This window comes from Streptomyces sp. NPDC002156 (assembly GCF_053593675.1).
This window is the reverse complement of the sequence record NZ_JBSFDA010000035.1, coordinates 15877-40339: the sequence shown is the minus strand read 5'-3', so window position 1 is coordinate 40339 and position 24463 is coordinate 15877. Positions and strand designations below refer to the sequence as shown.

The window sequence follows — 24463 nt, the reverse complement described above, 5'->3', positions numbered from 1 at the left end:
CCCAGCAGCCGCGCCTCCAGGCTGACGGCCGACGGCATCCGCTCCACCAGGCTGCCCAGCCGACGCACCAGACCAGCGACCATCCGCGGCCAACCCGCCAGGCTGTGGGCCACGACCAGCAGCCGCGCCTCCAGGCTGACGGCCGACGGCATCCGCTCCACCAGGCTGCCCAGCCGACGCACCAGACCAGCGACCATCCGCGGCCAACCCCCCAGGCTGTGAGCCACGACCAGCAGCCGCGCCTCCAGGCTGACGGCCGACGGCATCCGCTCCACCAGGCTGCCCAGCCGACGCACCAGACCAGCGACCATCCGCGGCCAACCCGCCAGGTTGTGAGCCACGACCAGCGACCCCACCAGGCTGCCCGGCCGACCCGCCAGGCTGTGGGCCACGGCCAGCGGCCCCACCAGGCTGTGCTGCCGTCGCATCAGGCTGGCGGCCATCCGCAGTCGGCCCCCCAGGCTGTGGGCAGGCGTTCCGCAGGGCGGAACGGGTGGGCACAGCCGAACCCGCAGTCGGCGACGACCCGCCCGCCCCCACCGGAGAGTCGCCGTCCCGCCCGTCAGAGACCTCCCTCACGCGTCGTCCCCCTCACGCATAGGCACCCGCACACCCCGCTCATCGGCGACCGTCTCCGCGATGTCGTACCCGGCATCCACATGCCGGATGACGCCCATCCCGGGGTCATTCGTCAGCACCCGGCGGATCTTCTCCCCCGCCAGTTTCGTGCCGTCCGCCACCGAAACCTGCCCGGCGTGGATGGAGCGGCCCATGCCGACCCCACCCCCGTGGTGGATGGAGACCCACGACGCGCCCGAGGCAACGTTCACCATCGCGTTCAGCAGCGGCCAGTCGGCGATCGCGTCGGAACCGTCGAGCATCGCCTCGGTCTCCCGGTAGGGAGACGCGACGGACCCGCAGTCCAGGTGGTCGCGGCCGATCGCCAGCGGCGCCGCCAGCTCACCGCTCGCCACCATGTCGTTGAAGCGCTCGCCGGCCTTGTCCCGCTCGCCGTAGCCGAGCCAGCAGATCCGGGCCGGGAGGCCCTGGAAGTGGACCCGCTCACCGGCCATCTTGATCCAGCGGTGCAGGGACTCGTTCTCGGGGAACAGCTCCAGCATCGCCTTGTCCGTCTTCGCGATGTCGGACGCCTCGCCCGACAGGGCCGCCCAGCGGAAGGGGCCCTTGCCTTCGCAGAAGAGGGGGCGGATGTACGCCGGGACGAAGCCCGGGAACGCGAACGCCCGCTCGTATCCGGCGAGTTGGGCCTCGCCCCGGATCGAGTTGCCGTAGTCGAAGACCTCGGCACCGGCGTCCATGAAGCCGACCATCGCCTCCACGTGCCGTGCCATCGACTCGCGCGCCCGGGTCGTGAAGCCGGCCGGGTCCTTCGCCGCGGCGGACGCCATGTCGTCGAAGTCGACGCCGACGGGGAGGTAGGCCAGCGGGTCGTGGGCCGAGGTCTGGTCGGTCACGATGTCGATGGGCGCGCTCTCGGCGAGCATGCGCGGGAGCAGCTCGGCCGCGTTGCCGAGCAGGCCGATGGAGAGCGGGCGGCGGGCGTCGCGGGCCTCGACCGCGAGCTGGAGGGCGTGCTCCAGGGAGTCGGCCTTCACGTCGAGGTACCGGTGTTCGATGCGGCGCTCGATGGCACGCGGGTCGACGTCGATACAGATCGCGACGCCGTCGTTCATCGTCACGGCGAGCGGCTGCGCGCCGCCCATCCCGCCGAGGCCGGCGGTGAGGGTGATCGTCCCGGCGAGGGTGCCGCCGAACTTCTTCGCTGCGACGGCGGCGAAGGTCTCGTAGGTGCCCTGGAGGATGCCCTGGGTGCCGATGTAGATCCACGAACCGGCCGTCATCTGCCCGTACATGGTCAGGCCGAGGGCCTCCAGGCGGCGGAACTCCTCCCAGTTGGCCCAGTCGCCGACCAGATTGGAGTTGGCGATCAGGACGCGCGGGGCCCACTCGTGGGTCTGCATGACACCGACCGGGCGGCCCGACTGGACGAGCATCGTCTCGTCCTGCTTCAGGGTGCGCAGGGTGCGGACCATGGCGTCGAAGGAGCGCCAGTCACGCGCGGCCTTGCCGGTGCCGCCGTAGACGACGAGCTTGTCGGGGTGTTCGGCGACCTCGGGGTCCAGGTTGTTCTGGAGCATCCGGAGGGCGGCCTCCTGCTGCCATCCCAGGGCACTCAGTTCCGTACCGCGCGGGGCTCGTACGGGGCGGGGTCCTGACATGGTCTGCCTCCCAGCGGACTGTTGGAGAACTGCTCACGGGCTACTGACGGACTGCCGGCGCACTGTTGCAGCGGATATTCACATCCTGACTTCCTGAATAGAACTAGTCAATACATTCCGGCGTCCGCATGTGTGCGGCACGGATGTTTCGCTTGACGCATGGACACGGACATCGACACCACGGGGGACACTGTGGACCACAACGGGGCCGCTCGGACCAACCGCCGGGACGAGGCCATACGCGCCGCCGTGGAGCAGGGACTGCTCCGCGCCGACGCACCCATCGTCGGACTCCTCGACGTCACCGGCATCCGCGAGTCCGCCGCCGAGCTGCGCGCCGCCTTCGACTCGGTCGTGACACCCGGCACGCCCGTGCTGCACGCCTTCGCGGTGAAGGCGACCCCACTGGTGCCCGTACTGCGGCTGCTGCGCGAGGAGGGGATCGGGGCCGAGGTGGCGAGCCCCGGGGAGCTGGCGCTGGCGCGGGCGGCCGGGGTGGCGCCGTCCCGGACGGTGCTGGACTCGCCCGCGAAGACGCCCGCCGAGCTGCGCGAGGCACTGGCCCTGGGCATCGCCGTGAACGCCGACAACCCGCAGGAGCTGGACCGTCTCGACGCGCTGATGCGGTCGGCGACCAGCCGGTCCCCGATCGGGATCAGGGTGAATCCGCAGATCGGCGGTGGGTCGATCGGGGCCACGTCCACCGCGACCGCGACCTCGAAGTTCGGGGTCGCGTTGCTGGACGAGGGGGCGCGCGAGTGGATCGTGGGGGCGTACGCCGAGCGCCCGTGGTTGACCAGGCTGCACGCGCACACGGGGTCGCAGGGCATCCCCCTGGCGCTGATGGTGCGGGGCGTGGCGGAGACGTACGCGCTGGCCGAGGAGATCAACCGGCGGGTCGGGCGGCGGCAGATCGACACGATCGACATCGGCGGCGGGCTACCGGTCAACTTCGCGTCGGACGCGACGAGCCCGACGTACGCGCAGTACGCCCGGCTGCTGAGCGAGGAGGTGCCGGGGCTGTTCGGCGGGCGGTACGGGCTGGTGACCGAATTCGGGCGGTCACTGCTGGCCAAGCACGGCACGGTGGTCGCGCGGGTCGAGTACGCGAAGAGCGCCGGCGGGCGGCCGGTCGCCGTCACACACGCGGGCGTGCAGGTCGCGACGCGGACGGTGTACGCGCCGGGGTCGTGGCCGCTGAGGATCGCCGCGTACGACGGGAAGGGGCGGCCGAAGGCGGGACCGGAGGTCGTGCAGGACGTGGCCGGGCCTGCCTGTTTCTCGGGGGACCTGCTCGCCGAGGGGCGGTCGCTGCCACTGCTCGAACAGGGCGACTACGCGGCGGCGCTGGACACGGGCGCCTACTATTTCGCGCACCACTACGCGTACAACTCCCTCGCCCGGCCCGGGATCTACGGCTTCGTGCCGAGCGGGAGCGGGGACGGGGACGTCGTCTTCGCGGTCGTACGGGAGCCGCAGACCGTCGCCGAGATCGTGGCCGAATCCGGTGGGGCGCACGTCTCCGCGCTCACCACCCTCCCCGCAACCACCTCCCCCCACGCACGCCCTTGACGGACTTCGGGGAACATGCAGGTCAACTGCCGTGAAAACGGGGCCAGTCGACCCACCTTAGTCATCCAGCGCATGTTCCACTGGAAAATGCCAGATCTCTCACTCCTCATGCACACGTTGCGTAGCGTCTGCGTCACTCAGCCGAACACCAGGTTGGCCGAACGTCAGGTCGGCGAACTCCGGGCTGGGCGATCGAACACCGGCCGGACAGACGCGAGCGGGACAGGCAGGAGGGGCCAAGGGTGCCCGGAATCGACGAGTGCTTGCTGGAAGCCATGCGGCTGCCCGGGGCCAGGGGCGCCGCGCTGGTCGACTGGACCAGCGGGCTGGCACTGGGCACCGTCGGGGACTCCCCGGGCGGTGACCCGGAGACGATGGCGGCCGAGGCGGCGGAGCTGGCCCGGCTGGCCGCCGAGCACCGCGCGTTCGCCCCGGAGGGCGACGACGAGGAGTCCGAGGGCGGCGGGGCGGCCGTCGGCTGGGGGCAGGACCCGCCGGTCGAGGACCTGATCATCAGCAACCGGGACAGCTATCACGTCCTGCGGTTCGTGACGACGAGCTTCGACAGCAGTGTGTTCCTGCACCTGTGGCTGGCCCGCGCGGAGGGCAATCTCGCGCTGGCCCGCATCCGGCTCGGCGAGATGGCCGGACGGCTGGTGCTGGGATGACGGCACTGCACGCGAATCTGACGACCCCGCCGCCGCGCCTGCCGGTACGGGACAAGGCGGCGGCCCGGCACCGGGCGTGGGGCGGGGTCTCCCCGATGCTCGACCGGCTCGCCACCGAGCGGGCCACCGGCGCCCTGGTGTGCGAGCGCGGCTCGCTCTATCTCGCCGACGGCCAGGTCGTGCACGCCGAGAGCCCGGCCGTACCGGGGCTCGACGTGCTGCTCACCGCGCGCGGGACGCTGGACGCGGACGGCTGGCGGGACGCCGTGGGGGCGGCCGGCGAGCGCAACCGGGTCGGGCGGTTCCTGGTCGAGAGCGGCCGGATCGGCGCGGGCGCCCTGGAGGTGTGCCACCTGGGGGCGCTGTACGACGCGGCGTACTTCGCCCTCGCGCCCAGCGGCACGCCGGGGCACTTCCGGTACGGGGACACACACTGGCTCGGCCCGGTGCGCCCGGTGCCGGTGGCGGCGCTGGAGCACGAGACCCTGCGCCGCCGCGCCCTGCTCCACCGCATCTGGCCCGACCCGGCCCCCGACAGCGCCCCGCTGCTCCGCTCGGGCAGCCCGGGCGCACCGACCATCAGCGCCCGCCAGTCCGCCGTACTGGACCTGGTGGACGGTGTCCGCACGGCGGCGGACATCGCCCTGGCGCTGGCCCGCCCGACCTTCCACACCCTGGTGGACGTACGGCGGCTCGCGGCGGCGGGGGTCATAGTCCCGGCGGCCGTCCCGGCCCTCCCGCCTCCCCTGCCGCCGTCCACGTCGTCCGCTCCACCGGCGCCCCCAGGAACGCTGCCGCCTTCCTTCACCGACCCCAACATCACGCTGCTGAAGAGGCTCAGGGATGCGCTGGAGGCCCTTTGAGCGGCAGCGCCCGCGTGCCGAGAGGAGACAACTCATGGCAGCCGAGGCCGAAGTCATGGACGAACTACGCCGGTTGCGGGCCCGTGTGCCGCAGCTCACCGGCGCGCTCGCGGCCAGCGTCGACGGTCTCGTCCTCGTCCACGACACCCCGGGTGTCGAACCGGAGACGGTCGCGGCGCTCACCGCCACCGCGCTCAGCGTCGCCGTGCGGATGGCGGACGCGACCGGCCAGGGCGACTTCCGCGAGCTGCTGGTGCGCGGGGTGTACGGCTATGTGGCGACGTACGCGGCGGGCCGCAGCGCCGTCCTGACGCTGCTCGCCCAGGACCGCGTCAACGTCGGCCGACTGCACCTGGAGGGCCGCCGGGCCGGCGTCCGCATCGGGGAGCTGGTGGACGCGGCGGCCGAACAGACGCCGAGACCGGCCCCCGCGCCCGCACCCACGCCGGCCTCCGCCCCCGCACCGATGCCCACCCGAACCAGAACCCCACGCGCGCCACGCACACCGTCAACCACGCCCAACGCGCGCACCACCACGGAAAGTTGAACCGGAAGCAGGAGAGGAACACCGTCATGGCCAACACCGAGACCGCGCTGAAAGAGGCGCTGACCTCCATCGAGGGCGCCACCGGAGTCGCCCTCGTCGACTACACCAGCGGCATGGCCCTGGGCACGATGGGCGGCAGCAAGACGTTCGACCTGAACGTCGCCGCCGCCGGCAACACCGATGTCGTACGCGCCAAGATGCGCACGATGGAGCACCTGGGGCTGAAGGGCGAGATCGAGGACATCCTGATCACGCTCTCCAGCCAGTACCACCTGATCCGGATGATGAAGGGGCGCGGCGGCAACGGCCTCTTCCTCTACCTGGTGCTCGACATCAACCGTTCCAACCTGGCGATGGCCCGCCACCAGCTGAAACGGATCGAGGCGGACATCGAGATCTGAGCCCCGCCCCCGTCCGAAGGGACCGACGAGCCCGACGGGCCCGACGAGCTCTTCGAGCTAGACCAGGACGTCGCCGCGGCGGCGCGCCCCGCCCGGGGTCGCGTCGCCCGCGGCGATCCCGGTGGAGCGGTAGGCCTTGACCGGCTTGCCGGCCGGGGCGCCTGCGCGCGGGCCGAGCCAGTCCACCCGTACCCACAGCAGTACGTCGTCGGCGCGCTCGCGCCGGCCCAGCCAGGCGGCCTTCAGCAGCAGCCCGGTACCGGCCCCGGCGAGCAGCATCCCGCCCGCGGCGGGCACCGCGAAGGAGCTGCCCAGCGCGGCGGCGAAGGCGAGCAGCAGCCACCAGCGGTGGCCCCGGCGCCAGTTGCGCACGGTCACCGCGCGGTCCTGGAGCACATCGTGCCGGCCGGCCCGGGCGGTACCGGCGGCGAGCGCGGTGTAGCGGCGGCGCCGCAGACACGCCACGGCACCGGCCGTGACGATGAACAGCACGGCGCCCGCCATGACGCCGATCCGGCGGCCGGTGATCCCCGGCAGCACCACGCCGACGCCCGCCGCGAACACTCCGAGCCACCACATGGGCGCCGCTCCGGCCCTTACGACCACGGCCACCCGAGCCAGGCCTTGTCTTCCGTGAACTCCGCGTGCCACGTCCGCCTCCCGGTTCGTTCTCCCGGCACAGTGCTGTCGGAGCGGGAGAGTAACGAGCGAACGTGAGACGAGTCTGAGAGCCGCCAAGAGGCTCCTGTTCGACTATTCGACGAACAGGCTCCGAGTAGCGGCCCGCGCGTCGAACTCCTCCAACCGGGCCTGTGCGTCCGGCAGGTCGTCGCACATGGCCTCCAGCAGCACCCGGCCGAGCAGCATCGGCGCGCAGGCGGTGTCGAAGGCGAGCCCGGTGCCGACGGCGGCGGGCAGCAGCAGGTCGGAGACCTTGGCGACGGGCGCGAACGCCGAGTCGGCGACGGTGACGACGGTCAGGCCGGCCGCCTTGGCGTAGGCGAGGGTGTCGACGACCTCGCGCGGATGCCGGGGCAGCGCGAAGCACAGCAGGGTGGTGGCGCCCGCCCGTACGGCCGCGTCGATCCGGTCGTGGATCATCGTGCCGCCCTCGTGCAGCAGCCGTACGTCCGGGTGGACCTTGGCGGCGAAGTACGCGAAGCCGTACGCCTGGGAGGCGGCGGCGCGCAGCCCGAGGACGGGCAGCGGGCGGGACGCGGCGAGCAGCCGTCCGGCCCGGTGCACGGGACGCGGGTCGGCGAGCACCTCGGCCAGGTGCTTCAGGTTCTCGATCTCGGCCTCGACGGCCTGCTGGTACTCGTTGTACGAGCCCGGCTCGGCGCTCTGCTCGGCGGGCGCGACCTCGCGCAGATGCTTGCGCAGGGCGGGATATCCGTCGAACCCGAGGGCGACGGCGAACCGCGTGACGGACGGCTGACTGACCCCGGCCAGCTCGGCCAGCTCGACACTGGAGAGAAACGGCACATCGGCGGCCCGCCGCACCATGCTGTGCGCGATCCGCCGCTGGGTCGGGGTAAGCCGATGCCCCTCGAAGAGCGCCTGGAGCCGCCCGGCGGGACTGTCGGGCGGGGTCCCGCCAGTGCCCGCGTCCCCACCTGCACTCACGCCCGAGCCCGCCCCCACGCCCGCGCCCTCACCGGTACCGGCGCCGGCGCGCACCCCCGCCCCCGCGCCCCCGCTGTCGTCCCCACTCGGCGTGCTCATTCCCCGCTCCCCCTCCAGATCTCCGTGAACCGGTCCAGCAGTGCCGACGCCACCGTCACGTCGTGTGTGAGCGGTCGGTCGGTCGTGTCGGCGTCGAGGACCGACTCGGCCAGCTCCAGTGCCCGGCCGACCGGTAGGTCCGGGTCGGGCCGCAGGTCGCGCTGGCGCAGTGCCCGAACCGCGGCGACCAGTTCGCAGCCGACGACGAGACGGTACGCGTCGCAGGCGCGCAGTGTCTGGCGGGCGGCGAGCGAGGCGAAGCTGGCCTGTTCCTCGACGCCCCGGGAGAGTACAGCGTGCCCGAGCGAGGCGGGCGCGGAGAAGGCCCGCAGGTCACCGAGGGCGGCGCCGGCGGCGTACTCCAGGATCATCACGCCGGAGGCGGCGGGCTCGTGGTCGGCGAGGAAGGGGCGCAGCCGGGTGAAGGCGGGCTCGTTGAGGGTGGACAAGCGGGAGGTGGACAGGCGTGCTACCTGAGTGACCGCCAGCCTGAAGTGGTCCAGGGCCAGGGCGAGTTGGGCCTGGTAGAAGCCGCCGTGGTGGTAGGCGGTGAGGTCCTCGGGGGAGATGAGCGGGTTCTCGGCGGCGGCGTTGATCTCGATCGCGAGCACCCCCTCCAGCGCGTCCGCCGCGTCGTGCGCGGGCCCGTGGATCTGCGGCAGACACCGGAAGGCGTACGGGTCCTGGATGCGCCCGAGGGGAGGCGTGGGCCGGTCCGCCGAACCGATCAACGCCCGCATCCGGCGCGCGACCTCGACCGATCCCCGGTGCGGGCGGGCGGCGTGCACGGGGGCGGCGTACGCCTCGTGCGAGCCGTCGACGGCCAGGAGGGAGAGCGCGGCGACGACCTGCGTGGCGACGATGAGCCCGCGCAGCTCGTGCAGGGCGAGCGCGGACTGCCCGAGGGTGAGGGCGTTGCTGCTGATCAGGGCGAGGGCGTCGTTGTTGTCGAGGGCCTGCGGCTCGGGGGTGCCGGTGACGCTCCAGCCACGGACCGCCGATCCGCCCGCCACCGTCGCGGGCGCGATCCACTCGTGCTCCCCCGCCAGCGCCAGCCCCATCTGGGCCAGCGCCGCGATGTCGCCCGTACCGACCGACCCGAACTCGTTGACCACGGGATACGCGCCGCTCTCCAGCGCCTCGCACAGGGCCGTGACCACCCCGGGGCGCAGGCCGGCGCCGCCCGCGAGGAGCTGGTTGGCGCGGACGGCGAGCATCGCCCGTACCTGCCGGGCCGGGAGTTCCGCACCGATGGCACCCGCGTGGCTGCGCAGCAGACGCAGACCGTGGTCGGCGGCGGCCTCGGTCGGGACGTCCTCGTTGCGGTTGGCACCGACGCCGGTGGAGCGGCCGTACACGCGGCCGGTCGCGGCGATCTGGCGGGCGACGCCCCAGACCTCCTCGACGCGCTTCATCGCGTCGGTGCCGGGGACGGGCCGCGCGGCCCCGTCGGCGAGGCGTACGACGTCCTCGACGCCGAGACCGACGCCGTCCAGCACGACGATGCCGGTGGACACCGGAGGAGGCACCGGAAGTGATGCATCCACAATCTGAGACGACATAAGGCGCAGACTCCCCTCAAACCGGAAGCAAACCGGGCACTCGATCTTGCTCACTGGACAGCCGTTACCTCGGATTAACACCAAGGCATTGACAATCTATTCAGACACGGAGAACTCTGCATGACGTTATGCAGGCCGGGCAAGGGACACCTCATGATCCAGTTCGACGCGGTCCACAAACGCTTCCCGAACGGCACCACAGCAGTCCACGACCTCTCACTCCAGATGCCGGAAGGCGGCGTGACCGTTCTCGTCGGATCCTCCGGCTGCGGCAAGACGACCACCCTGCGGATGATCAACCGGATGGTCGATCCGACCTCCGGCACGATCAAGGTGAACGGCAAGGACGTCCTCCAGCAGGACGCCGCCGACCTGCGGCGATCCATCGGGTACGTCATCCAGCAGTCCGGACTCTTCCCGCACCGCACGGTCCTCGACAACATCGCGACCGTACCGCTGCTCCTCGGCTGGGGCCGGAAGAAGGCCCGCACCCGCGCGGCCGAACTCCTGGAGACCGTCGGCCTCGCCGCCGACGCCGGCAAGCGGTACCCGCACCAGCTCTCCGGCGGCCAGCAGCAGCGCGTCGGCGTGGCCCGCGCGCTCGCCGCCGACCCGCCCGTCCTCCTCATGGACGAACCGTTCGGCGCGGTCGACCCGGTGGTCCGCACCCAGCTCCAGGACGAACTGCTGCGTCTGCAGAAGGAGTTGAACAAGACCATCGTCTTCGTCACGCACGACGTGGACGAGGCCGTCCGGCTCGGCGACCAGATAGCGATCTTCCGCACCGGTGGCCATCTGGTCCAGTGCGCGACACCCGCCGAGCTGCTCGCCCGCCCGGCAGACGACTTCGTCGCCGACTTCCTCGGCGCCGAGCGCGGCCTCAAGCTGCTCTCCCTGAAGACCCTCGCGGACCTGCCGCAGGCCCCGGCCCCGGAGGGCGGCGCCTGGACCCTCGTACTGGACGAGGCCCGCAAGCCGCTGCACTGGCACGCGGCGGCAGACGGCGCCGACATCCCCGTACGACCGCTCCGTGACAGCGATTCACTCCTCGCGGCGCTCAACGAGTCGATCGCCTCCCCCACCGGGCTGATAGCCCGCGTGGACGCGGCGGGCACCCTCACCGGCGTCTCGTCCCGCGACGACATCCACGCACACGCGGGCCGAGCCCACACAGAAGCCCAGACAGCGGCCCCTGTGACGGCGGAAGCCCAGGTCAAGGCATGACCATCGACTGGTCGTGGATCGGCGACCACACCGACGACCTCACCACCCTCACCGTCTCCCACCTCCAGGCGGCCCTCTCGGCGGTCTTCTTCGGACTGCTGATCTCGCTCCCCCTGGCCGTGATCGCCCACCGGGTCCGCCCCCTGCGCGGCTTCCTCCTCGGCCTCTCCAACGTCCTCTTCACGATCCCGTCGATCGCGATCTTCGTGCTCCTGCTGCCGGTCAGCGGTCTGACCCGCACCACCACCGTGATCGGCCTGACGGTCTACACGCTGGTCGTGCTGCTGCGGAACACGGTCGAGGGGCTCGACTCGGTGCCGGTGAAGACGAAGGAGGCGGCCAAGGCGATGGGCACGCGCCCGCTGCGCACCCTCCTCACGGTCGAACTCCCGCTCGCCCTCCCGGTGATCATGGCGGGCGTCCGCATCGCGACGGTCATGTCGATCTCGCTCGTGTCCGTGGCGACCTACATCGGCGACGGCGGCCTCGGCCAGCTCTTCACGGACGGTTTCCAGCGCAACTTCCCGACCCCGGTGATCGCGGGAGTGGTCCTCACCCTGCTCCTCGCGGTGATCGCGGACGCGCTGCTGGTCGCCGTCCAGTACGTACTCACCCCGTGGACGAGGCGGCGAGCCTGACATGTACGAACTCTTCAAGGATCTCGGCAGCTGGCTGACCAGCGGCGACCAGTGGTCCGGCTACGACGGCATCGCACACCGACTCGCCGAGCACCTCCAGTACTCGCTCCTCGCCACCCTCATCGCGACGGCCATCAGCCTCCCTCTCGGCCTGCTCATCGGCCACACGGGCCGGGGCGCGTTCGTGGCGATCAACCTGTCGTCCTTCGGCCGCGCCCTGCCGACGGTCGGCCTGGTCGTTCTCGTCTTCCTGGCCAGCGGACTGTCCATGTGGCCGGTGTACATCGCCCTGGTGGCGCTCGCGGTCCCGTCCATCGTCACCAACACGTACGCCGGTATGACCGCCGTCGACCCGGACGTGAAAGACGCGGCGCGCGGCCAGGGCATGCGCTGGCACCAGGTCCTCTTCCAGGTCGAACTGCCGCTCGCGCTCCCCCTGATCATGACCGGCCTGCGCCTCGCGCTGATCCAGGTGGTGGCCACGGCCACCATCGCCGCGTACGTCTCCTTCGGGGGCCTGGGCCGCTACGTCTTCGACGGCCTCGCCCAGCGCGACCTGGTCCAGGTGATGGGCGGTGCGGTGCTGGTCGCCGTGGTCGCCATCGCCCTGGACCTGGCCCTCTCCGGCGTCCAGCGCTTCCTCTTCCGTCACCGCCCCGCGTAACCCGAACCGGGTAAACCGAACCGCCCAGGAGTTCTTCCGATGGCCCTTCCGATGAACCGACGCGCCCTCCTCGGCGGCCTCTTCGCAGCCGCCTCCGTCCCCGCTCTCGCCGCGTGCAGCGGCGGCATCACCTCCCTCGACGAAGGGTCCGGCACCTCGGGCGGGGGCAGCGGCTCCAGCGCGGGCGGCCTCACCATCGGCACCGCCAACTTCACCGAGAACCAGGTGCTCGGCTACCTCTACGCGGCCGTGCTGGGCGCGGCGGGTGTGAAGACGAAGGTCCGCCCGAACCTGGGCAGCCGCGAGATCCTCATCCCCGCGATGAAGAGCGGCGACATCGACCTCCTCCCCGAGTACCAGGGCGCCCTGCTGCACTACGTGGCGCCCAAGGCGACGGCGACGGAGGAGGGCGAGATGCAGAACGCCCTCACGATCGCCCTCCCGGCGGGCCTCCAGGTCCTCCCGTACGGCATGGCCGAGGACTCCGACGCCTTCGCCGTGACCCGCGAGACGGCGGCGAAGTACGGCCTGACCTCCCTGGCCGACCTGAAGAAGCAGAACGGCAAGCTGATCATCGGCGCGGCGGCCGAGGTGAAGACGCGCGAGGTGGGCGTGGTGGGCCTCAAGGAGGTGTACGGGGTCGAGTTCAAGGAGTTCAAGTCGCTCGACTCGTCCGGTCCGCTGGTCAAGGGCGCCCTGAAGAAGGGGGATGTGGACGTGGCGAACCTGTTCACCACGGACACCGACATCCTCGACAACGGCTGGGTCGTCCTGACGGACCCCAAGAACCTGATCCCCGGCCAGCACATCGTCCCCCTGATAGCCGACCGCAAGGCCGACTCGAAGGTCCGCAAGGCCCTCGCCGAACTGGGCAACGTCCTCACGACGGCCGACCTCACCGAGCTGAACCGCAAGGTGGACAAGGACAAGAAGGACCCGGAGGACGTGGCGAACGCGTACGCGAAGGAGAAGGGCCTGACGAAGTAGATCCCTTGCCGGAGACCCTTTGCCGGAGACCCCTTGCCGGTCCTGTCCCCTAGGGTCCGGCCCAGGGACAACTGGGGGGCTATCCCCAGTGCCGGTCGGGCGCGGTTTCTCTACCGTGGTGTGCATGACCGGTATGGACGCGACGGGCGCACACGACGCCGACCTGAAGAAGGAACTCAACGCCACCCTGCAGGCCCGCAGGGAACTGGGCGACGAGTACGAGTCCGCGCTGGTCGACTCGTTCCTGGAGAAGGTCGACCAGCGGATAGACGGCTCGGTGGAGCGCCGGGTACGGCGGCAGCTCGCCGAGCAGCAGATGGTGGTGGCGCGTGACTCGCGCGGCCCGAAATCCAGCGACACCTTCGGCGAGCGCTTCGGTTTCGGCATCGTCTCGCTGGTGCTGGCGATACCCCTGTCCGCCATCGGCGGCGGCAGCTCGGGGCTGCCCGGCCTGCTGGTGGCCTGGGCGGGCATCGTGGGCGTCAACGCGGTCCAGGCGGCGCGCAATTCGGCGTGGATGTTCGGCAGTCACCACCGGAGGTCCGGCAAGGACAGCGACAAGTGGGAGGACTGACACTCCCCGGAAAAAGCTTTCGCGGGGACCGCCGCACCCCCGTTGCCGGGGGGCGGGACGACGGCGGTCCCCGCGAGGGACGCGGGCCGGGTCAGGGCCGGGCTGGCGCGTCCTAGGCGTCGGTGGAGGTCCGGGAGCCGCTCCGGAGGTCCGTGACGCCGTTTCGGTTGCCGGCCGGGGCGGGGAGCCGCTCCCGCCCTTGCCGACATCCACTAATGTGCCGGACTCGTGTTAAGCGTGTGCTGCGCGGACGTGACGCCCTCGTACCACTTCCACGAAGTTCCGTTCGGAGAGGGAATCCGAAGGGAATCGGACCGGGACATCGCGGCGGAGACCGCAACTTCCGCTTCGACACGCCCAGTTCACCGGACGTTTACTACTGCTTACCGCCCTTGGCCAGGAAGGCCAGGAGGTCCTGTCGGCTGACGACTCCGGTCGGCTTGCCCTCGACCAGCACGATCGCCGCGTCGGCGGCGCCCAGTACGGACATCAGGTCGGCGACCGGTTCGCCGGAGCCGACCTGCGGCAGCGGCGCCGACATGTGCTTCTCCAGCGGGTCGTCGAGCGAGGCCCGCTGGGTGAACAGCGCGTCGAGCAGCTCGCGTTCGACGACCGACCCGACGACCTCCGCCGCCATGACGTCCGGGTGACCGGCGCCGGGCTTCACGATCGGCATCTGCGAGACGCCGTACTCACGCAGCACCTCGATGGCCTGACCGACGGTTTCGTCCGGGTGCATATGGACGAGGGAGGGGATGTGGCCGTGCTCCTTGTAGTCGAGGACGTCGGCGACGCGGGCGGAGGGCCCGCTGTCCTCCAGGAAGCCGTAGTCGGCCATCCACTCGTCGTTGAAGATCTTGCTGAGGTACCCGCGCCCGCTGTCGGGCAGCAGCACGACCACCACGTCGTCCGGCCCGAGCCGCTCCGCGACCCGCAGTGCGGCGACGACGGCCATCCCGCAGGAGCCGCCCACCAGCAGACCCTCCTCCTTGGCAAGCCGCCGGGTCATCTGGAAGGAGTCCTTGTCGGACACGGCGACGATCTCGTCGGCGACGGTCCGGTCGTAGGCGGTGGGCCAGAAGTCCTCGCCCACGCCCTCCACGAGGTACGGCCGCCCGGACCCGCCGGAGTACACGGACCCCTCCGGGTCGGCCCCGACGACCTGGACGCGCCCGTCGCTGGCGTCCTTGAGGTAGCGCCCGGTCCCGGAGATGGTCCCGCCGGTGCCGACGCCCGCCACGAAGTGGGTGATCCGTCCCTCGGTCTGCTCCCACAGCTCGGGGCCGGTGGAGTGATAGTGCGAGAGGGGGTTGTTGGGGTTGGAGTACTGGTCGGGCTTCCAGGCACCGGGCGTCTCACGGACGAGCCGGTCGGACACGTTGTAGTAGGAGTCCGGGTGCTCGGGGTCGACGGCGGTGGGGCAGACCACCACGTCGGCGCCGTACGCACGCATCACGTTGATCTTGTCGGTGGAGACCTTGTCGGGGCACACGAAGATGCACTTGTACCCCTTCTGCTGGGCCACGATGGCCAGCCCGACACCCGTGTTTCCGCTGGTCGGCTCGACGATCGTGCCGCCGGGCTGAAGCTCCCCGCTCTTCTCCGCCGCCTCGATCATGCGCAGGGCGATGCGGTCCTTCACGGATCCGCCGGGGTTGAAGTACTCGACCTTCGCGAGGACGGTCGCCTGAATGCCCGCGGTCACACTGTTGAGCCTCAGCAGCGGGGTGTTGCCGACGAGGCTGATCATCGAGTCGTGGAATTGCACCGTTGTCTCCGGTTGCCGCACATAAATGTGGTTGTCATTGGTGCCGCCAGCCTAAGGCTCCACCTCGGCATTCACCTCACGTCACGATTGGCGGACGGTCGGTACGGGGCAAGGAGTGGTTGTACGGCTACGAGGAGGTGGCGGCGACGCATGACGAGCATGTCCAGGGCAAGGGTGGCCCGGCGGATCGCGGCCGGCGCTGCGTACGGCGGTGGCGGGATCGGCCTGGTGAGCGCGGCGGCCGTGGGTCTGGTGCTGGCCGAGGTACGGATGGCGAAGCGCCAGGTGGGCAACGGCCGCAGTCCGCACGCGCCGAGAGCGGACGGCCTCTACGGCCGCGGGTACGCCACCCCCGGTGAACCTCCGCTCAGACTCGTACTCCTGGGTGACTCCACGGCGGCCGGCCAGGGCGTCCACCGGGCCCGTCAGACCCCGGGCGCGCTGCTCGCGTCGGGCCTGGCGGCTGTGGCGGAACGCCCGGTGGAGCTGCGCAACGTGGCGCTGCCCGGCGCCCAGTCCGACGACCTGGACCGCCAGGTGGCACTGACCGTCTCGGCGTCCGACCGGATCCCGGACATCTGCGTGATCATGGTCGGCGCGAACGACGTCACCCACCGGATGCCCCCGACCCGCTCGGTCCGCCACCTCTCCTCGGCGGTACGACGCCTGCGTACGGCGGGTGCGGAGGTGGTCGTGGGGACCTGTCCCGACCTGGGCACCGTGGAGCAGGTCCAGCAGCCGTTGCGCTGGCTGGCCCGGCGGGCGTCCCGGCATCTGGCGGCGGCCCAGACGATCGGGGTCGTGGAGCAGGGGGGCCGCACGGTGTCGCTGGGCGACCTGCTGGGCCCCGAGTTCGAGGCGAACCCGCGCGAGCTGTTCGGCCCGGACAACTACCACCCCTCGGCGGAGGGCTACGCGACGGCGGCGATGGCGGTGCTCCCGACGGTGTGCGCGGCGCTGGGCCTGTGGCCCGCGGAGGAGGAGCGCCCGGACGTGTCCCGCCGCGAGGGCTTCCTGCCGGTGGCACGGGCGGCGGCGGAGGCCGCGTCGGAGGCGGGCACGGAGGTCACGGCCGCGATGCCGACCGGGCCCCGGGGCCCCTGGGCACTCCTCAAGCGCAGGCGGCGGAGGCGGGTACCGGCGACGGACCCGACGCCCACGCCGACTACGTCGGGAGGGGTGTCGAGCGGCTGATCCCGGCGAGGGCGCGCCGGACGGCGGAGTCGCCGTCCGGACGGTCCGTCCAGCGGGCGCCGATGTGCCCGTCGGGCCGGACGAGCAGGGCGCCGCCCGGGCGGAGGCCGCAGAGGTCGGCGTACTCGCCGGGCAGCCCCTCGACACGCAGGGGCGCCAGGGACGACGGGTCGGCCTGCTGCTCCCAGCTGCCCGGGTCCGGGGTGAGCAGGGTGAACCACTCGCCGAAGGAGTCGAGGGTGGAGCGGCCGGGCGTGAGCCAGAGGTGGGGCATGCGGTGCCCGGGCTCGGCGGTGGGGGTGTAGTCGGGGTCGGAGTCCGGGTCGGAGAGCTGGGGTGGGGCGTGGGGTGAGGCCTGGGGCAGAGCATCGGGCGAGGCATGGGGCAGAGCCTGGAGTGAGCCCTGCGGCGCGGTGCTGCCGTCGACGAGAACGGCACCGGAGCGGTAGCTGATCCCGAGCGCGAGCCCGAGCTGGGCGAAGTACCGCTCCGACCAGGGCAGTTCGACCTGGTCCGGTACGTCGGCACCGGCCCCGTTCCGGAGTTGTTCGCGGCGCCGGTCCTGTGCCTGGAACATGAGCTTGGCGTTGGCGACCGCTTGGCGGAGGTTCAGCTGGGCGACGGGTTGCCGTTCCGTCTCGTAGCTCTCCAGCAGCCCGGCCCCCGCCCACCCTCGCAGCACACCGGCCAGTTTCCAGCAGAGGTTGTGCACATCGGCGATGCCGACGTTCATGCCGAGACCGCCGGCCGGGGGCAGCGCGTGCGCGGCGTCACCGGCCAGCAGGATCCGTCCGTGCCGGAAGCGCTCGGCGACGTACGCGGTGGTCGTCCAGTGCTGGACCCGCAGGACATCGGCCTGTACGCCGTGTCCGTCGGGGCCGAGGGCGTTCGAGACGAGGCCGGACCAGTCGGCGCGTTCGGGGTCGTCCGGGGTGGGCGCGATCCAGGCCCAGCCGCCCTCGGGATAGAGCGGCAGGAAGGATCCGTGGGCGGTGGCGTAGACCCCGGCGGGCTGACCGGCGGACCAGCCGGTGAGGTCGGCGTCGAAGACGACGGTGGTGACGTGCCCGAGCGCACCGGGCCCGGCGGTGGGGATACCGAGCAGCTCCCGGACGGTGGAGTTGGCGCCGTCGGCGGCGAGGACGTACCGGGCACGCACCCGGGTCTCCTCACCGCTCCGCCGGTCGACGAGCCGGGCGACGACGCTCTCGGTCTCCTCTGCCAGCCCGACGACCTCGGCCCCGAACCGCACCTGTGCGTCCGCCGCGTCCGCCGCTTCGAGCAGGGTGGGTTCCAACCGGTCCTGCGAGGTGACCACCCCGATCACGGGGCTCTCGGGCACCGGCGCGTTGACGCCGATCATCGCGGCGGAGGCGAAATCGCGCCCGAGGAGGGTGTCGCGGAAGCGGATACGGCCGTACTCCGCGGCGAACGCACCGGCCACGATGGTGTCGGCCAGCCCGAGCTGCCGGAAGATCTCCATCGACCGCACGTTGACGAGCCGGGACCGGGGAAAGGGCGACAGCTCGACCCGCTTCTCGACGAGCAGCGCCCGCACACCCCAGCGCTCCAGCAGCACCCGGGCGGTGAGCCCCACGGGCCCGCCCCCGACGATCAGCACATCCACCGTCATGAGATCAATCATCCGCACCCGGCGCCGGGCCGCAACGGCAGCGCGAGGGGCGCGGGCGGCACAGGCGGCGCGCGAGGGGAGCGATAGCGTCGGACCTATGATCGTATGGCTCAATGGCACCCATGGCGCGGGCAAGTCGACGACCAGTCCGCTCGTGCAGCAACTGATCCCGGATTCGCAGGTGTTCGACGCCGAGAAGGTCGGCGAGACACTCATGGACATCAAGCCTGGGCTGCCCGCCACGGACAACTTCCAGCACTGGCCGCCGTGGCGACCGCTCGTCGTCGAGACTGCCCGCCGCGTGCTGGACTACACCGGCGGCACGCTGGTGATTCCGATGACGGTCCTGGTCGAGGAGTACTGGCGCGAGATCAGCACGGGCCTGGCCCAACACGCCATCCCCGTACGGCACTTCGTCCTCCACGCCGACCAGGACACCCTGCGCGGACGCATCGCGGGCGACCCGCTCGGCCCCAACTCCCCGTTCCGCCTCAGATACGTCGAGCCCTACGCAGAGGCGGCCCGCACCTGGCTGCACGCCGAGGCCGAGGTCGTCGACACCACCCACCTCACGCCCGCCGAGGCCGCCCTGCGGATCGCGGAGGCGGTCAAGAACTGAGGCCGGACATGACCGGGCCCGGCGGCGGGAAGTCGCGGCCGGGCCGGGTGGCAGGGGTGAGCGGGTTCAGTACAGGCCGTGGCGGTTCAGCTACCGCACCGCCAGCGGCTTGTCGTAGATCACCGCGTTCCTGGGGGTGCCGTTCGCGGTGCGGGCGGTCAGCTTCACCCGGTAGGTGCCGGCGCGGACCAGTGCCCCGTTCGCGGCGCGCCCGTCCCAGGTCACGGTGACCTTGCCGTGCGCCCGGCCGCCGGTGAGGGTCCGTACGACGGCGCCTGCGGAGGTGGTGACGGTCAGCTGCCAGGTCGCGGTCGGCTTGTTCAGGTGCCAGATGCCCTGGAAGGTGCCGCCCTGGCGCGGGGCGACGGAGGTGGGGACGGTGGCGTCGGTCGCCGCGAGCGGGGAGGTGGTCACCTGCGGCCACTTGACCGTCACGGCACCGGACGCCGTCAGGTAGGCGACGGGACCGCCGAACCGGTCCACGTTCCAGAACCGGCCGCGCCGGTCGGCGGGCGCGTACGGCGGGGAGGGCAGCGGACCGAGTTCCTTCGTACCGACCTTGGCGGCGGGAACCGCACCCCGCAGATAGGTGATCAGGAGCTTGCCGGCCTTGTCGTCCTGGGAGACCAGATAGCCGTCGCCGAGCCGGGCGTAGCCCCGGGGCACGTTCTGCGCGACGCGGGTCTTCTGGTCGTAGACGACCGCCTGGGCGTTCGGCCCGCAGGACCAGTAGACGTACCGGCCGACGACCTGCAGATCGGTCGGCAGGCAGGAGGCGACCGACAGACTGCCCAGCTTCCGCAGCGACGGCAGCGAGTACGTCTCGAACGTCGGCCTGCCGGAGACGGTCCGGGCGGTCCACAGGGTGTTGCCCCACAGGGCGGCGGCCGACCAGGAGCCGGTGACCAGCGTCTTGTCCCCGTCGTACACCCGCTTGCTGAGCCCCAGCCCGTCCTTCTTCACCGTGTACGAGGCGGACGCGGCCACGACGTTCGTCAGCCACTCCTGCGGGTGGGGGATGCCGCCCTCGCCCGTGCCGGTGAACCGCAGGCATTCCCCGTAGCACTTGACGTCGTACGAGGGGTTGGACTCCGTGTACCCGAGGTCGCCCAGGTTCTGCGGCGGTGCGGCGGTCAGCTTGCCGTCGGCCGTCAGGGAGAGCGCGGGGGCGGTGAGATCGGTGCCGGGGTACGGGTAGAACCCGTCCTTCCGATCGGTGCCGAGCAGCAGCCGTCCCTGGTCGACCGCGACGCCACCGGCCTCGTACACGGAGACCGGCGGCAGCGGCGACACCGGCTCGAAGACCGGAACCCCGCCCGCACCCAGAGTGACGCGCTGGACCGCCCAGTGCTCCGCGTCCGTACCGCCCTGGATGAAGAAACTGCCGTCGTCGCCGTCGACGAAGCCTTGGTACGAGGCGGCCAGCACGGTCCGCGCCGGGCCGCCGCCGGTCACCGGCACGGCGACGATGCCCTCGTTGGCGGCGCCGGGGTACATCACCCAGCCGCCGATCGCGCGAGCGGCCTGGAGGCTGCTTCGCGGAACGTCGACCAGGTGTCCGGGGGCCTGCGGACGCTCGCGGTCGATGACGTACAGATGCTGGTCGTCGGACTGTTTGCCGATGGCGTAGAAGCTCACCGTGTCGCCGGCCAGGCGGGGATACTCCAGGTAGTCGAAGTCGTCCATCGGCACGTACGTCAGCGAGGCGGTGGCGAAGTCGAGCAGCACGGCGCGCCAGGAGAAGCTGCCGTCGGCCGACTTGTACCCGAACGCGGCTCCCCGCTTGTCCGACGTCGCGTGGTACACCAACCCGCTGAAGTCGTCGGCCACGCCGGTCACCGGCCGGTCGACCAACTGCCCACCTCCGGCCGGAATCTCCAGCAGGTGGAGCGTCCACTTCCCGCCGGCCTGGCGGGCGACCAGCAGCCGGTTCTCGGCGAAGACCTCGGTGACCTGGTCACCGGCCCGCAGCGAGAACCGCGTCACCTTGTTGGTGGCGTAGCGCCGGATGTCGTACGCGTTCGCCGTCCCCGCGGCCTTCTCCAGCCCGAGGCCGCCGTTGCGGGCGATCGTGGACGCCTGACTCGGGACCTCCCGGGTCGAGCCGTCGCGGCCGATCCACTTGGCCGGGGAGGCGGCATCGAACGGCCTCGGCGCGGCCAGATACCCGGAACTGTCGGCGGCGGTCAGGAACCCGACCCGCGGCGCCGCCCGGTGCGTGCCCGGCAGGGTGACGGTCGGCATGTCCCCGCCACCGGCCGCGACAGCCGACTCCGACGTGAACTGCAGCAGCCCGGCCACCACGGCCAAGGCCGCCGCGACCGAGACGACCCCACCCCTGGCCCGTCTCCTCCTCGACACCGTACGCAGAGTCGTACGTCTCACGCGCCCCACCCCCATTGGTCTTCCCTGTCGGCTTCATCGGCACCGCGCTGCCGCCACTGCCGTACGGAACGGCCGCTCCAGCCCATGCCGCACCGTCAGACTCACGTGGGGGTGGAGACGTTGTACGGAGTGGAGACGTTGTACGGAAAGGGCACCGACGTGACCATGACCGAGCAGCGGTGTCCGCAAGGGACCGTGTCCGGAGCGCGCGCCGGGTCAGCGCGCCGGGTCAGCGCGCAGTCTCCGTGATGTCCGCACCGGCCTGTTCGAGAGCGGGGAAGCAGAGCCGTACCTTGTAGCGGGCCGCCAGCTTCCGGACCCGCGGCATCAGCTTCTCCGTCAGTTCCTTGATTTCCTGGCGGTGGTCGGTGACGAACCGGGTCCGCAGCTCCTCGCGCAGCGGCTCACGGACGACTTCGACCGGGGCCATGCAGGTCGCGTAGTCGGCGGCCAGGTCCATGTCGGTTCCGCCGGCGGCGAGCCGCTTGTCCACGAGCCCGAAGAAGCTGCTCTCGCTTTTCACCCGCACACCCCGCTGTGCGAGGCAGGAAGGGAAGGCTCGGTAGGCCAAGGCGACCGACTCGTCGGATCCGAGCCGGCCGATCGCCTTGAACCATGCCATCCGCAGCGGACCGTAGAGCGCCCGGAACTCGTTCAGGACGGTCTGGCCCGCCGCCAGGCAACGCCGCATCAGCTCGGCACCCGGGGAGTCCTGCGACGCGGCGGGTTCGGGGGAGGGCACCGGAACCGCGGTCGATCCGAAGCCGTGGCGCCGGATGAACTCCAGGTCGGGCAGGTCCATGTATCTGGTGAAGGCGAGCGGCGCCAGCTCCGGCATCTCCTCGCCCCGGGACTGTACGCAGTCGCGGATCTCGCCGTCGGCGACCGCTTCGCCGAAGGCGTCGAGACCTTGGGACCACCGGGACTCGGCGCCGGTCGCCGGCAGTACGGCGGACGTGAGGTCCGCCGGCACCTCGTAGGTCACGGGCGAGGCCCGGAACGTGGCGGCGGCCGGATCGCCTCCGGCGGGGGAGGCGGACGGCTCCGAGCAGCCGGCCGCGCACGCGACGAGAGTGATCAGCGTCACCAGTGTGAGCACGGTGCGCGGCGGTACTGCGGCTGTCCGGTTCGGTCCGGCCATCAGGAGCCTTCTCCTTCTCTTTCGCAACCGGTGGGACGGACGCCGTGCACGCGTCCGTGACCGTGACCGTGTTCTGTCCGGTGGGGCCGCCGCCGGGCGGCGGCCCCACCGGACACGGTCGGGAGGACTAGTGCGTGATGTTCACGTAGTCGGGCGAGTCGTAGTAGCTCTCGACGCCGAACGTGGTGCCGTCGTTGAGGTCGGTCAGCAGGAGCTGCGTGTCCACGGCGTAGGCGCCGTCGTAGAGGCAGTGCCAGCCGGACGTGCCGCGGAACCAGGTGCCCGCCGAGTTGCGGTACATACCGCGGTAACAGTCGTAGCCCGCCGCCGACGTGTCGTTGGCGTAGGTGAGGTTGAGGTCGCTGCAGGTGCTCGTGGACGACTTCGTCGCCGTCTCCGAGTACGTGCGGTAGCCCGTGGTGATGGTCGTGGTGACGCACGCCTGGGCCGCGGCGGAGGCCGCCGGCGCCAGAGAGACCAGTGAGGCACCGATCACGCCCGTCGTGGCGAGCGCTGCCCAGAGCTTGTTCATGGACTTCTCCTTGAGTCGGTGGTGCTACGGATCGGCTCTCGGAGGGACGGGAACGACGCGGCTCCCCCGCCGCGCCGCCCTTCCCCCGCCGAACGCCGCAGACACTGGCAAGGGGCGCCCGCCGACGGCAACAAATCAGCCCGGGATGGGACGTTGGGATGGGATGACCTGCGTGAGCATGGTGTTTCGAGGGACTGTGGGACGGGTGTGGGACAAGCACAGCGGAGGGGACTAGGATCCGGCCGCCTACAACCACGGTTGCCTGGAAGGGTGTTCGCGTGACGCACAGCGCGGAGTTCGAGAGATTCGCGGCCTGTTTGCGGGCGTTGAAGGATCGTTCGGATCTCAGCTACGAGGCGCTCGCCCAGAAGACCGGAATCAGCAGTTCCAGCCTTCACCGGTACTGCGCGGGCTCCTACGTCCCGCAGGACTACGGCTCCGCACACCAGTTCGCCACGGCCTGCGGAGCCTCGCGTGAGGAACTGAGACGCCTGCACCGGTTATGGGCTCTCGCGGACGCCGGCCGGCCGACATCCGCAGGGTCCGGCCCCGAGCCCGTACCGGCACCGGGCAGCAGTGGATCGGTGCGGATCTCGGCCCCCGAGCCCATGGCGGACCCGAACCCGGACCCGGACCCGGATTCGAACGCGGACCCGCAACCGACCCGGGACCCGGCCTCGGCGTCGGACGCCGCACCGGCACCGGCATCCGCACCCACGCCGGTGTCGGCAGCGCCCGCCCGGGGCGGCATCCGGCACCGACGGCGCCGCATAGTCCTCGGGGCGAGTGCCCTGGCACTCGTGACGGGGGTATCGGCCGCCGTCTCGGAGACCGCGCCCCGAGCGAACAGCCTGCCGAAGAGCGACAGCCGTCTCCTCTTCTCGGACGCGTGCGCCGAGACGGTGAGCATGGGCCGGCAGGACGCCTGCGTACGGGAGGTGCAGCGGCTCCTCGCCCGGGTGGGGGCCGACATCGACGTGGACAGCAGTTTCGGACCGCAGACACTGAGACGCGTGACCGCTTTCCAGGTGCTGTCCGGCATCACCGTCAACGGGGTGGTCGGGGAGCGGACGAAGAAGGCGCTCTACGCGCAGAAGGCACGGATGGACACCTGGTCGCCGGAGAAGGTACGGCAGCGCATCCGTGAGGTGTTCCTGGAAAAGGCCGATCGCGCGGTCGCCATCGCCGACTGCCAGTCGTTCCTTGATCCGCTGCACATCCTGCCGAACACCAACGGCACCAGGAACTGGGGCGTCTTCCAGATCTCCGACGCCCGACTGCGGGAGCTGGGCGGCACACCACGCACCGCCCTGGAGCCGGAGTGGAACATCCAGGCCGCGTACCGCCTGTACAAGCGCGCCAAGGACTTCAGCGACTGGTCCCACTGCGACCGGGCGTACCTGGGCTCGCCGTCCCCCTCACCGTCCGGCCCGGCCTAGCGTCGCCATCGTCAAGGAGGATCTCGGCGGCGACACGCTCCGCATCACAGGACCGTTCGAGAAGCCCGCCCCGTGCCGCCGCGCCCT

General features: G+C 71.4%; 23 protein-coding genes. 13 read left to right on the top strand and 10 right to left on the bottom strand.

Translation table 11 applies throughout. The features are described 5' to 3' along the window. Both ACWCRB_RS17065 and hutU read right to left on the bottom strand, forming a co-directional pair. Positions 1–341: hypothetical protein (locus ACWCRB_RS17065; RefSeq protein ID WP_450996809.1), on the bottom strand; the 341-nt coding region annotated here is incomplete at its 3' end. A 234-nt stretch (positions 342–575) separates the two neighbouring features. Next, positions 576–2240 carry a urocanate hydratase gene (gene hutU, locus ACWCRB_RS17060; protein WP_369034589.1) on the bottom strand — a complete coding sequence of 555 codons (1665 nt, stop codon included), beginning with the start codon at positions 2238–2240 and terminating at the stop codon, positions 576–578. Between the two features lie 159 nt (positions 2241–2399). On the opposite strand from hutU, the gene ACWCRB_RS17055 reads away from it, so the two are divergent. From ACWCRB_RS17055 to ACWCRB_RS17035, 5 genes are all read left to right on the top strand, one after another. After that, positions 2400–3812, top strand: a complete 1413-nt coding sequence (locus ACWCRB_RS17055; RefSeq protein WP_450996808.1) for a diaminopimelate decarboxylase — start codon at positions 2400–2402, stop codon at positions 3810–3812. Positions 3813–4054: 242 nt separating this feature from the next. Further along, positions 4055–4480, top strand: a complete 426-nt coding sequence (locus ACWCRB_RS17050; RefSeq protein ID WP_450996807.1) for a hypothetical protein — start codon at positions 4055–4057, stop codon at positions 4478–4480. Further along, positions 4477–5343 carry a transcriptional regulator gene (locus ACWCRB_RS17045; protein WP_450996806.1) on the top strand — a complete coding sequence of 289 codons (867 nt, stop codon included), beginning with the start codon at positions 4477–4479 and terminating at the stop codon, positions 5341–5343. The genes ACWCRB_RS17050 and ACWCRB_RS17045 overlap by 4 nt, the downstream gene beginning before the upstream one ends. A gap of 34 nt (positions 5344–5377) precedes the next feature. After that, on the top strand, positions 5378–5890 hold the full coding sequence (locus ACWCRB_RS17040; protein WP_450996805.1) for a roadblock/LC7 domain-containing protein: 513 nt from the start codon (positions 5378–5380) through the stop codon (positions 5888–5890). 26 nt (positions 5891–5916) lie between these two features. Continuing rightward, positions 5917–6291 (top strand): hypothetical protein, encoded by a 375-nt coding sequence (locus ACWCRB_RS17035; protein WP_235478158.1) that lies wholly within the window; start codon positions 5917–5919, stop codon positions 6289–6291. Positions 6292–6348: 57 nt separating this feature from the next. Here the strand turns inward: ACWCRB_RS17035 and ACWCRB_RS17030 are convergent, their stop codons facing one another. The 3 genes from ACWCRB_RS17030 to ACWCRB_RS17020 form a co-directional block, all read right to left on the bottom strand. Then, positions 6349–6942, bottom strand: a complete 594-nt coding sequence (locus ACWCRB_RS17030) for a hypothetical protein (RefSeq protein ID WP_450996804.1) — start codon at positions 6940–6942, stop codon at positions 6349–6351. Positions 6943–7044: 102 nt separating this feature from the next. Continuing rightward, on the bottom strand, positions 7045–8016 hold the full coding sequence (locus tag ACWCRB_RS17025; protein WP_450996803.1) for a MurR/RpiR family transcriptional regulator: 972 nt from the start codon (positions 8014–8016) through the stop codon (positions 7045–7047). Then, entirely contained in the window at positions 8013–9578 is a 1566-nt protein-coding gene (locus ACWCRB_RS17020; protein WP_450996802.1) for an aromatic amino acid ammonia-lyase, read from the bottom strand. Before ACWCRB_RS17020 ends, ACWCRB_RS17025 begins: the two co-directional genes overlap by 4 nt. A 153-nt stretch (positions 9579–9731) precedes the next feature. Between ACWCRB_RS17020 and ACWCRB_RS17015 the strand changes: the two genes are divergently transcribed. The 5 genes from ACWCRB_RS17015 to ACWCRB_RS16995 all read left to right on the top strand — a co-directional run bounded on the left by ACWCRB_RS17015 (position 9732) and on the right by ACWCRB_RS16995 (position 13665). Then, the gene (locus tag ACWCRB_RS17015; protein ID WP_450996845.1) at positions 9732–10802 is read left to right on the top strand and encodes an ABC transporter ATP-binding protein; all 1071 of its coding nucleotides are present in this window, start codon (positions 9732–9734) and stop codon (positions 10800–10802) included. After that, positions 10799–11440 carry an ABC transporter permease gene (locus tag ACWCRB_RS17010; RefSeq protein ID WP_235478154.1) on the top strand — a complete coding sequence of 214 codons (642 nt, stop codon included), beginning with the start codon at positions 10799–10801 and terminating at the stop codon, positions 11438–11440. Before ACWCRB_RS17015 ends, ACWCRB_RS17010 begins: the two co-directional genes overlap by 4 nt. 1 nt (position 11441) lies before the next feature. After that, positions 11442–12104 (top strand): ABC transporter permease, encoded by a 663-nt coding sequence (locus ACWCRB_RS17005; RefSeq protein WP_450996801.1) that lies wholly within the window; start codon positions 11442–11444, stop codon positions 12102–12104. A 51-nt stretch (positions 12105–12155) separates the two neighbouring features. Then, a complete protein-coding gene (locus ACWCRB_RS17000; protein WP_450996844.1) occupies positions 12156–13091 on the top strand; it encodes an ABC transporter substrate-binding protein in 936 nt (311 codons plus the stop codon). Positions 13092–13215: 124 nt separating this feature from the next. Next, positions 13216–13665: a hypothetical protein gene (locus ACWCRB_RS16995; RefSeq protein ID WP_369034581.1), complete on the top strand. Its 450-nt coding sequence runs from the start codon at positions 13216–13218 to the stop codon at positions 13663–13665. Positions 13666–14041: 376 nt separating this feature from the next. Here the strand turns inward: ACWCRB_RS16995 and ACWCRB_RS16990 are convergent, their stop codons facing one another. Continuing rightward, a complete protein-coding gene (locus ACWCRB_RS16990; protein ID WP_450996800.1) occupies positions 14042–15433 on the bottom strand; it encodes a cystathionine beta-synthase in 1392 nt (463 codons plus the stop codon). Positions 15434–15583: 150 nt separating this feature from the next. On the opposite strand from ACWCRB_RS16990, the gene ACWCRB_RS16985 reads away from it, so the two are divergent. Further along, positions 15584–16627, top strand: a complete 1044-nt coding sequence (locus ACWCRB_RS16985) for an SGNH/GDSL hydrolase family protein (RefSeq protein WP_450996799.1) — start codon at positions 15584–15586, stop codon at positions 16625–16627. Here ACWCRB_RS16985 and ACWCRB_RS16980 read toward each other — a convergent pair. After that, positions 16599–18260: an FAD-dependent monooxygenase gene (locus tag ACWCRB_RS16980; protein WP_450996798.1), complete on the bottom strand. Its 1662-nt coding sequence runs from the start codon at positions 18258–18260 to the stop codon at positions 16599–16601. The two genes, ACWCRB_RS16985 and ACWCRB_RS16980, sit on opposite strands and share 29 nt — an antisense overlap. 97 nt (positions 18261–18357) lie before the next feature. On the opposite strand from ACWCRB_RS16980, the gene ACWCRB_RS16975 reads away from it, so the two are divergent. Next, the gene (locus ACWCRB_RS16975) at positions 18358–18879 is read left to right on the top strand and encodes an ATP-binding protein (RefSeq protein WP_450996797.1); all 522 of its coding nucleotides are present in this window, start codon (positions 18358–18360) and stop codon (positions 18877–18879) included. 90 nt (positions 18880–18969) lie between these two features. Here ACWCRB_RS16975 and ACWCRB_RS16970 read toward each other — a convergent pair whose 3' ends face one another. The 3 genes from ACWCRB_RS16970 to ACWCRB_RS16960 form a co-directional block, all read right to left on the bottom strand. After that, positions 18970–21264 (bottom strand): FlgD immunoglobulin-like domain containing protein, encoded by a 2295-nt coding sequence (locus tag ACWCRB_RS16970; RefSeq protein WP_450996796.1) that lies wholly within the window; start codon positions 21262–21264, stop codon positions 18970–18972. Positions 21265–21493: 229 nt separating this feature from the next. After that, positions 21494–22405: a hypothetical protein gene (locus ACWCRB_RS16965; protein ID WP_450996795.1), complete on the bottom strand. Its 912-nt coding sequence runs from the start codon at positions 22403–22405 to the stop codon at positions 21494–21496. Between the two features lie 127 nt (positions 22406–22532). Continuing rightward, a complete protein-coding gene (locus tag ACWCRB_RS16960) occupies positions 22533–22937 on the bottom strand; it encodes a hypothetical protein (RefSeq protein ID WP_450996794.1) in 405 nt (134 codons plus the stop codon). A 278-nt stretch (positions 22938–23215) separates the two neighbouring features. Here ACWCRB_RS16960 and ACWCRB_RS16955 point away from each other — a divergent pair, with 278 nt between their 5' ends. Beyond that, positions 23216–24376: a helix-turn-helix domain-containing protein gene (locus ACWCRB_RS16955; protein ID WP_450996793.1), complete on the top strand. Its 1161-nt coding sequence runs from the start codon at positions 23216–23218 to the stop codon at positions 24374–24376. The last annotated feature ends 87 nt before the right edge of the window (positions 24377–24463 follow it).

What these genes read in the sequence shown, in the direction of transcription:
- hutU (WP_369034589.1), bottom strand. Translation starts at nt 2,240, where the DNA reads ATGTCAGGACCCCGCCCCGTACGAGCCCCGCGCGGTACGGAACTGAGT.
- ACWCRB_RS17055 (WP_450996808.1), top strand. Translation starts at nt 2,400, where the DNA reads ATGGACACGGACATCGACACCACGGGGGACACTGTGGACCACAACGGG.
- ACWCRB_RS17045 (WP_450996806.1), top strand. Translation starts at nt 4,477, where the DNA reads ATGACGGCACTGCACGCGAATCTGACGACCCCGCCGCCGCGCCTGCCG.
- ACWCRB_RS17040 (WP_450996805.1), top strand. Translation starts at nt 5,378, where the DNA reads ATGGCAGCCGAGGCCGAAGTCATGGACGAACTACGCCGGTTGCGGGCC.
- ACWCRB_RS17035 (WP_235478158.1), top strand. Translation starts at nt 5,917, where the DNA reads ATGGCCAACACCGAGACCGCGCTGAAAGAGGCGCTGACCTCCATCGAG.
- ACWCRB_RS17025 (WP_450996803.1), bottom strand. Translation starts at nt 8,016, where the DNA reads ATGAGCACGCCGAGTGGGGACGACAGCGGGGGCGCGGGGGCGGGGGTG.
- ACWCRB_RS17020 (WP_450996802.1), bottom strand. Translation starts at nt 9,578, where the DNA reads ATGTCGTCTCAGATTGTGGATGCATCACTTCCGGTGCCTCCTCCGGTG.
- ACWCRB_RS17015 (WP_450996845.1), top strand. Translation starts at nt 9,732, where the DNA reads ATGATCCAGTTCGACGCGGTCCACAAACGCTTCCCGAACGGCACCACA.
- ACWCRB_RS17010 (WP_235478154.1), top strand. Translation starts at nt 10,799, where the DNA reads ATGACCATCGACTGGTCGTGGATCGGCGACCACACCGACGACCTCACC.
- ACWCRB_RS17005 (WP_450996801.1), top strand. Translation starts at nt 11,442, where the DNA reads ATGTACGAACTCTTCAAGGATCTCGGCAGCTGGCTGACCAGCGGCGAC.
- ACWCRB_RS17000 (WP_450996844.1), top strand. Translation starts at nt 12,156, where the DNA reads ATGAACCGACGCGCCCTCCTCGGCGGCCTCTTCGCAGCCGCCTCCGTC.
- ACWCRB_RS16995 (WP_369034581.1), top strand. Translation starts at nt 13,216, where the DNA reads ATGACCGGTATGGACGCGACGGGCGCACACGACGCCGACCTGAAGAAG.
- ACWCRB_RS16985 (WP_450996799.1), top strand. Translation starts at nt 15,584, where the DNA reads ATGACGAGCATGTCCAGGGCAAGGGTGGCCCGGCGGATCGCGGCCGGC.
- ACWCRB_RS16980 (WP_450996798.1), bottom strand. Translation starts at nt 18,260, where the DNA reads ATGACGGTGGATGTGCTGATCGTCGGGGGCGGGCCCGTGGGGCTCACC.
- ACWCRB_RS16975 (WP_450996797.1), top strand. Translation starts at nt 18,358, where the DNA reads ATGATCGTATGGCTCAATGGCACCCATGGCGCGGGCAAGTCGACGACC.
- ACWCRB_RS16965 (WP_450996795.1), bottom strand. Translation starts at nt 22,405, where the DNA reads ATGGCCGGACCGAACCGGACAGCCGCAGTACCGCCGCGCACCGTGCTC.
- ACWCRB_RS16960 (WP_450996794.1), bottom strand. Translation starts at nt 22,937, where the DNA reads ATGAACAAGCTCTGGGCAGCGCTCGCCACGACGGGCGTGATCGGTGCC.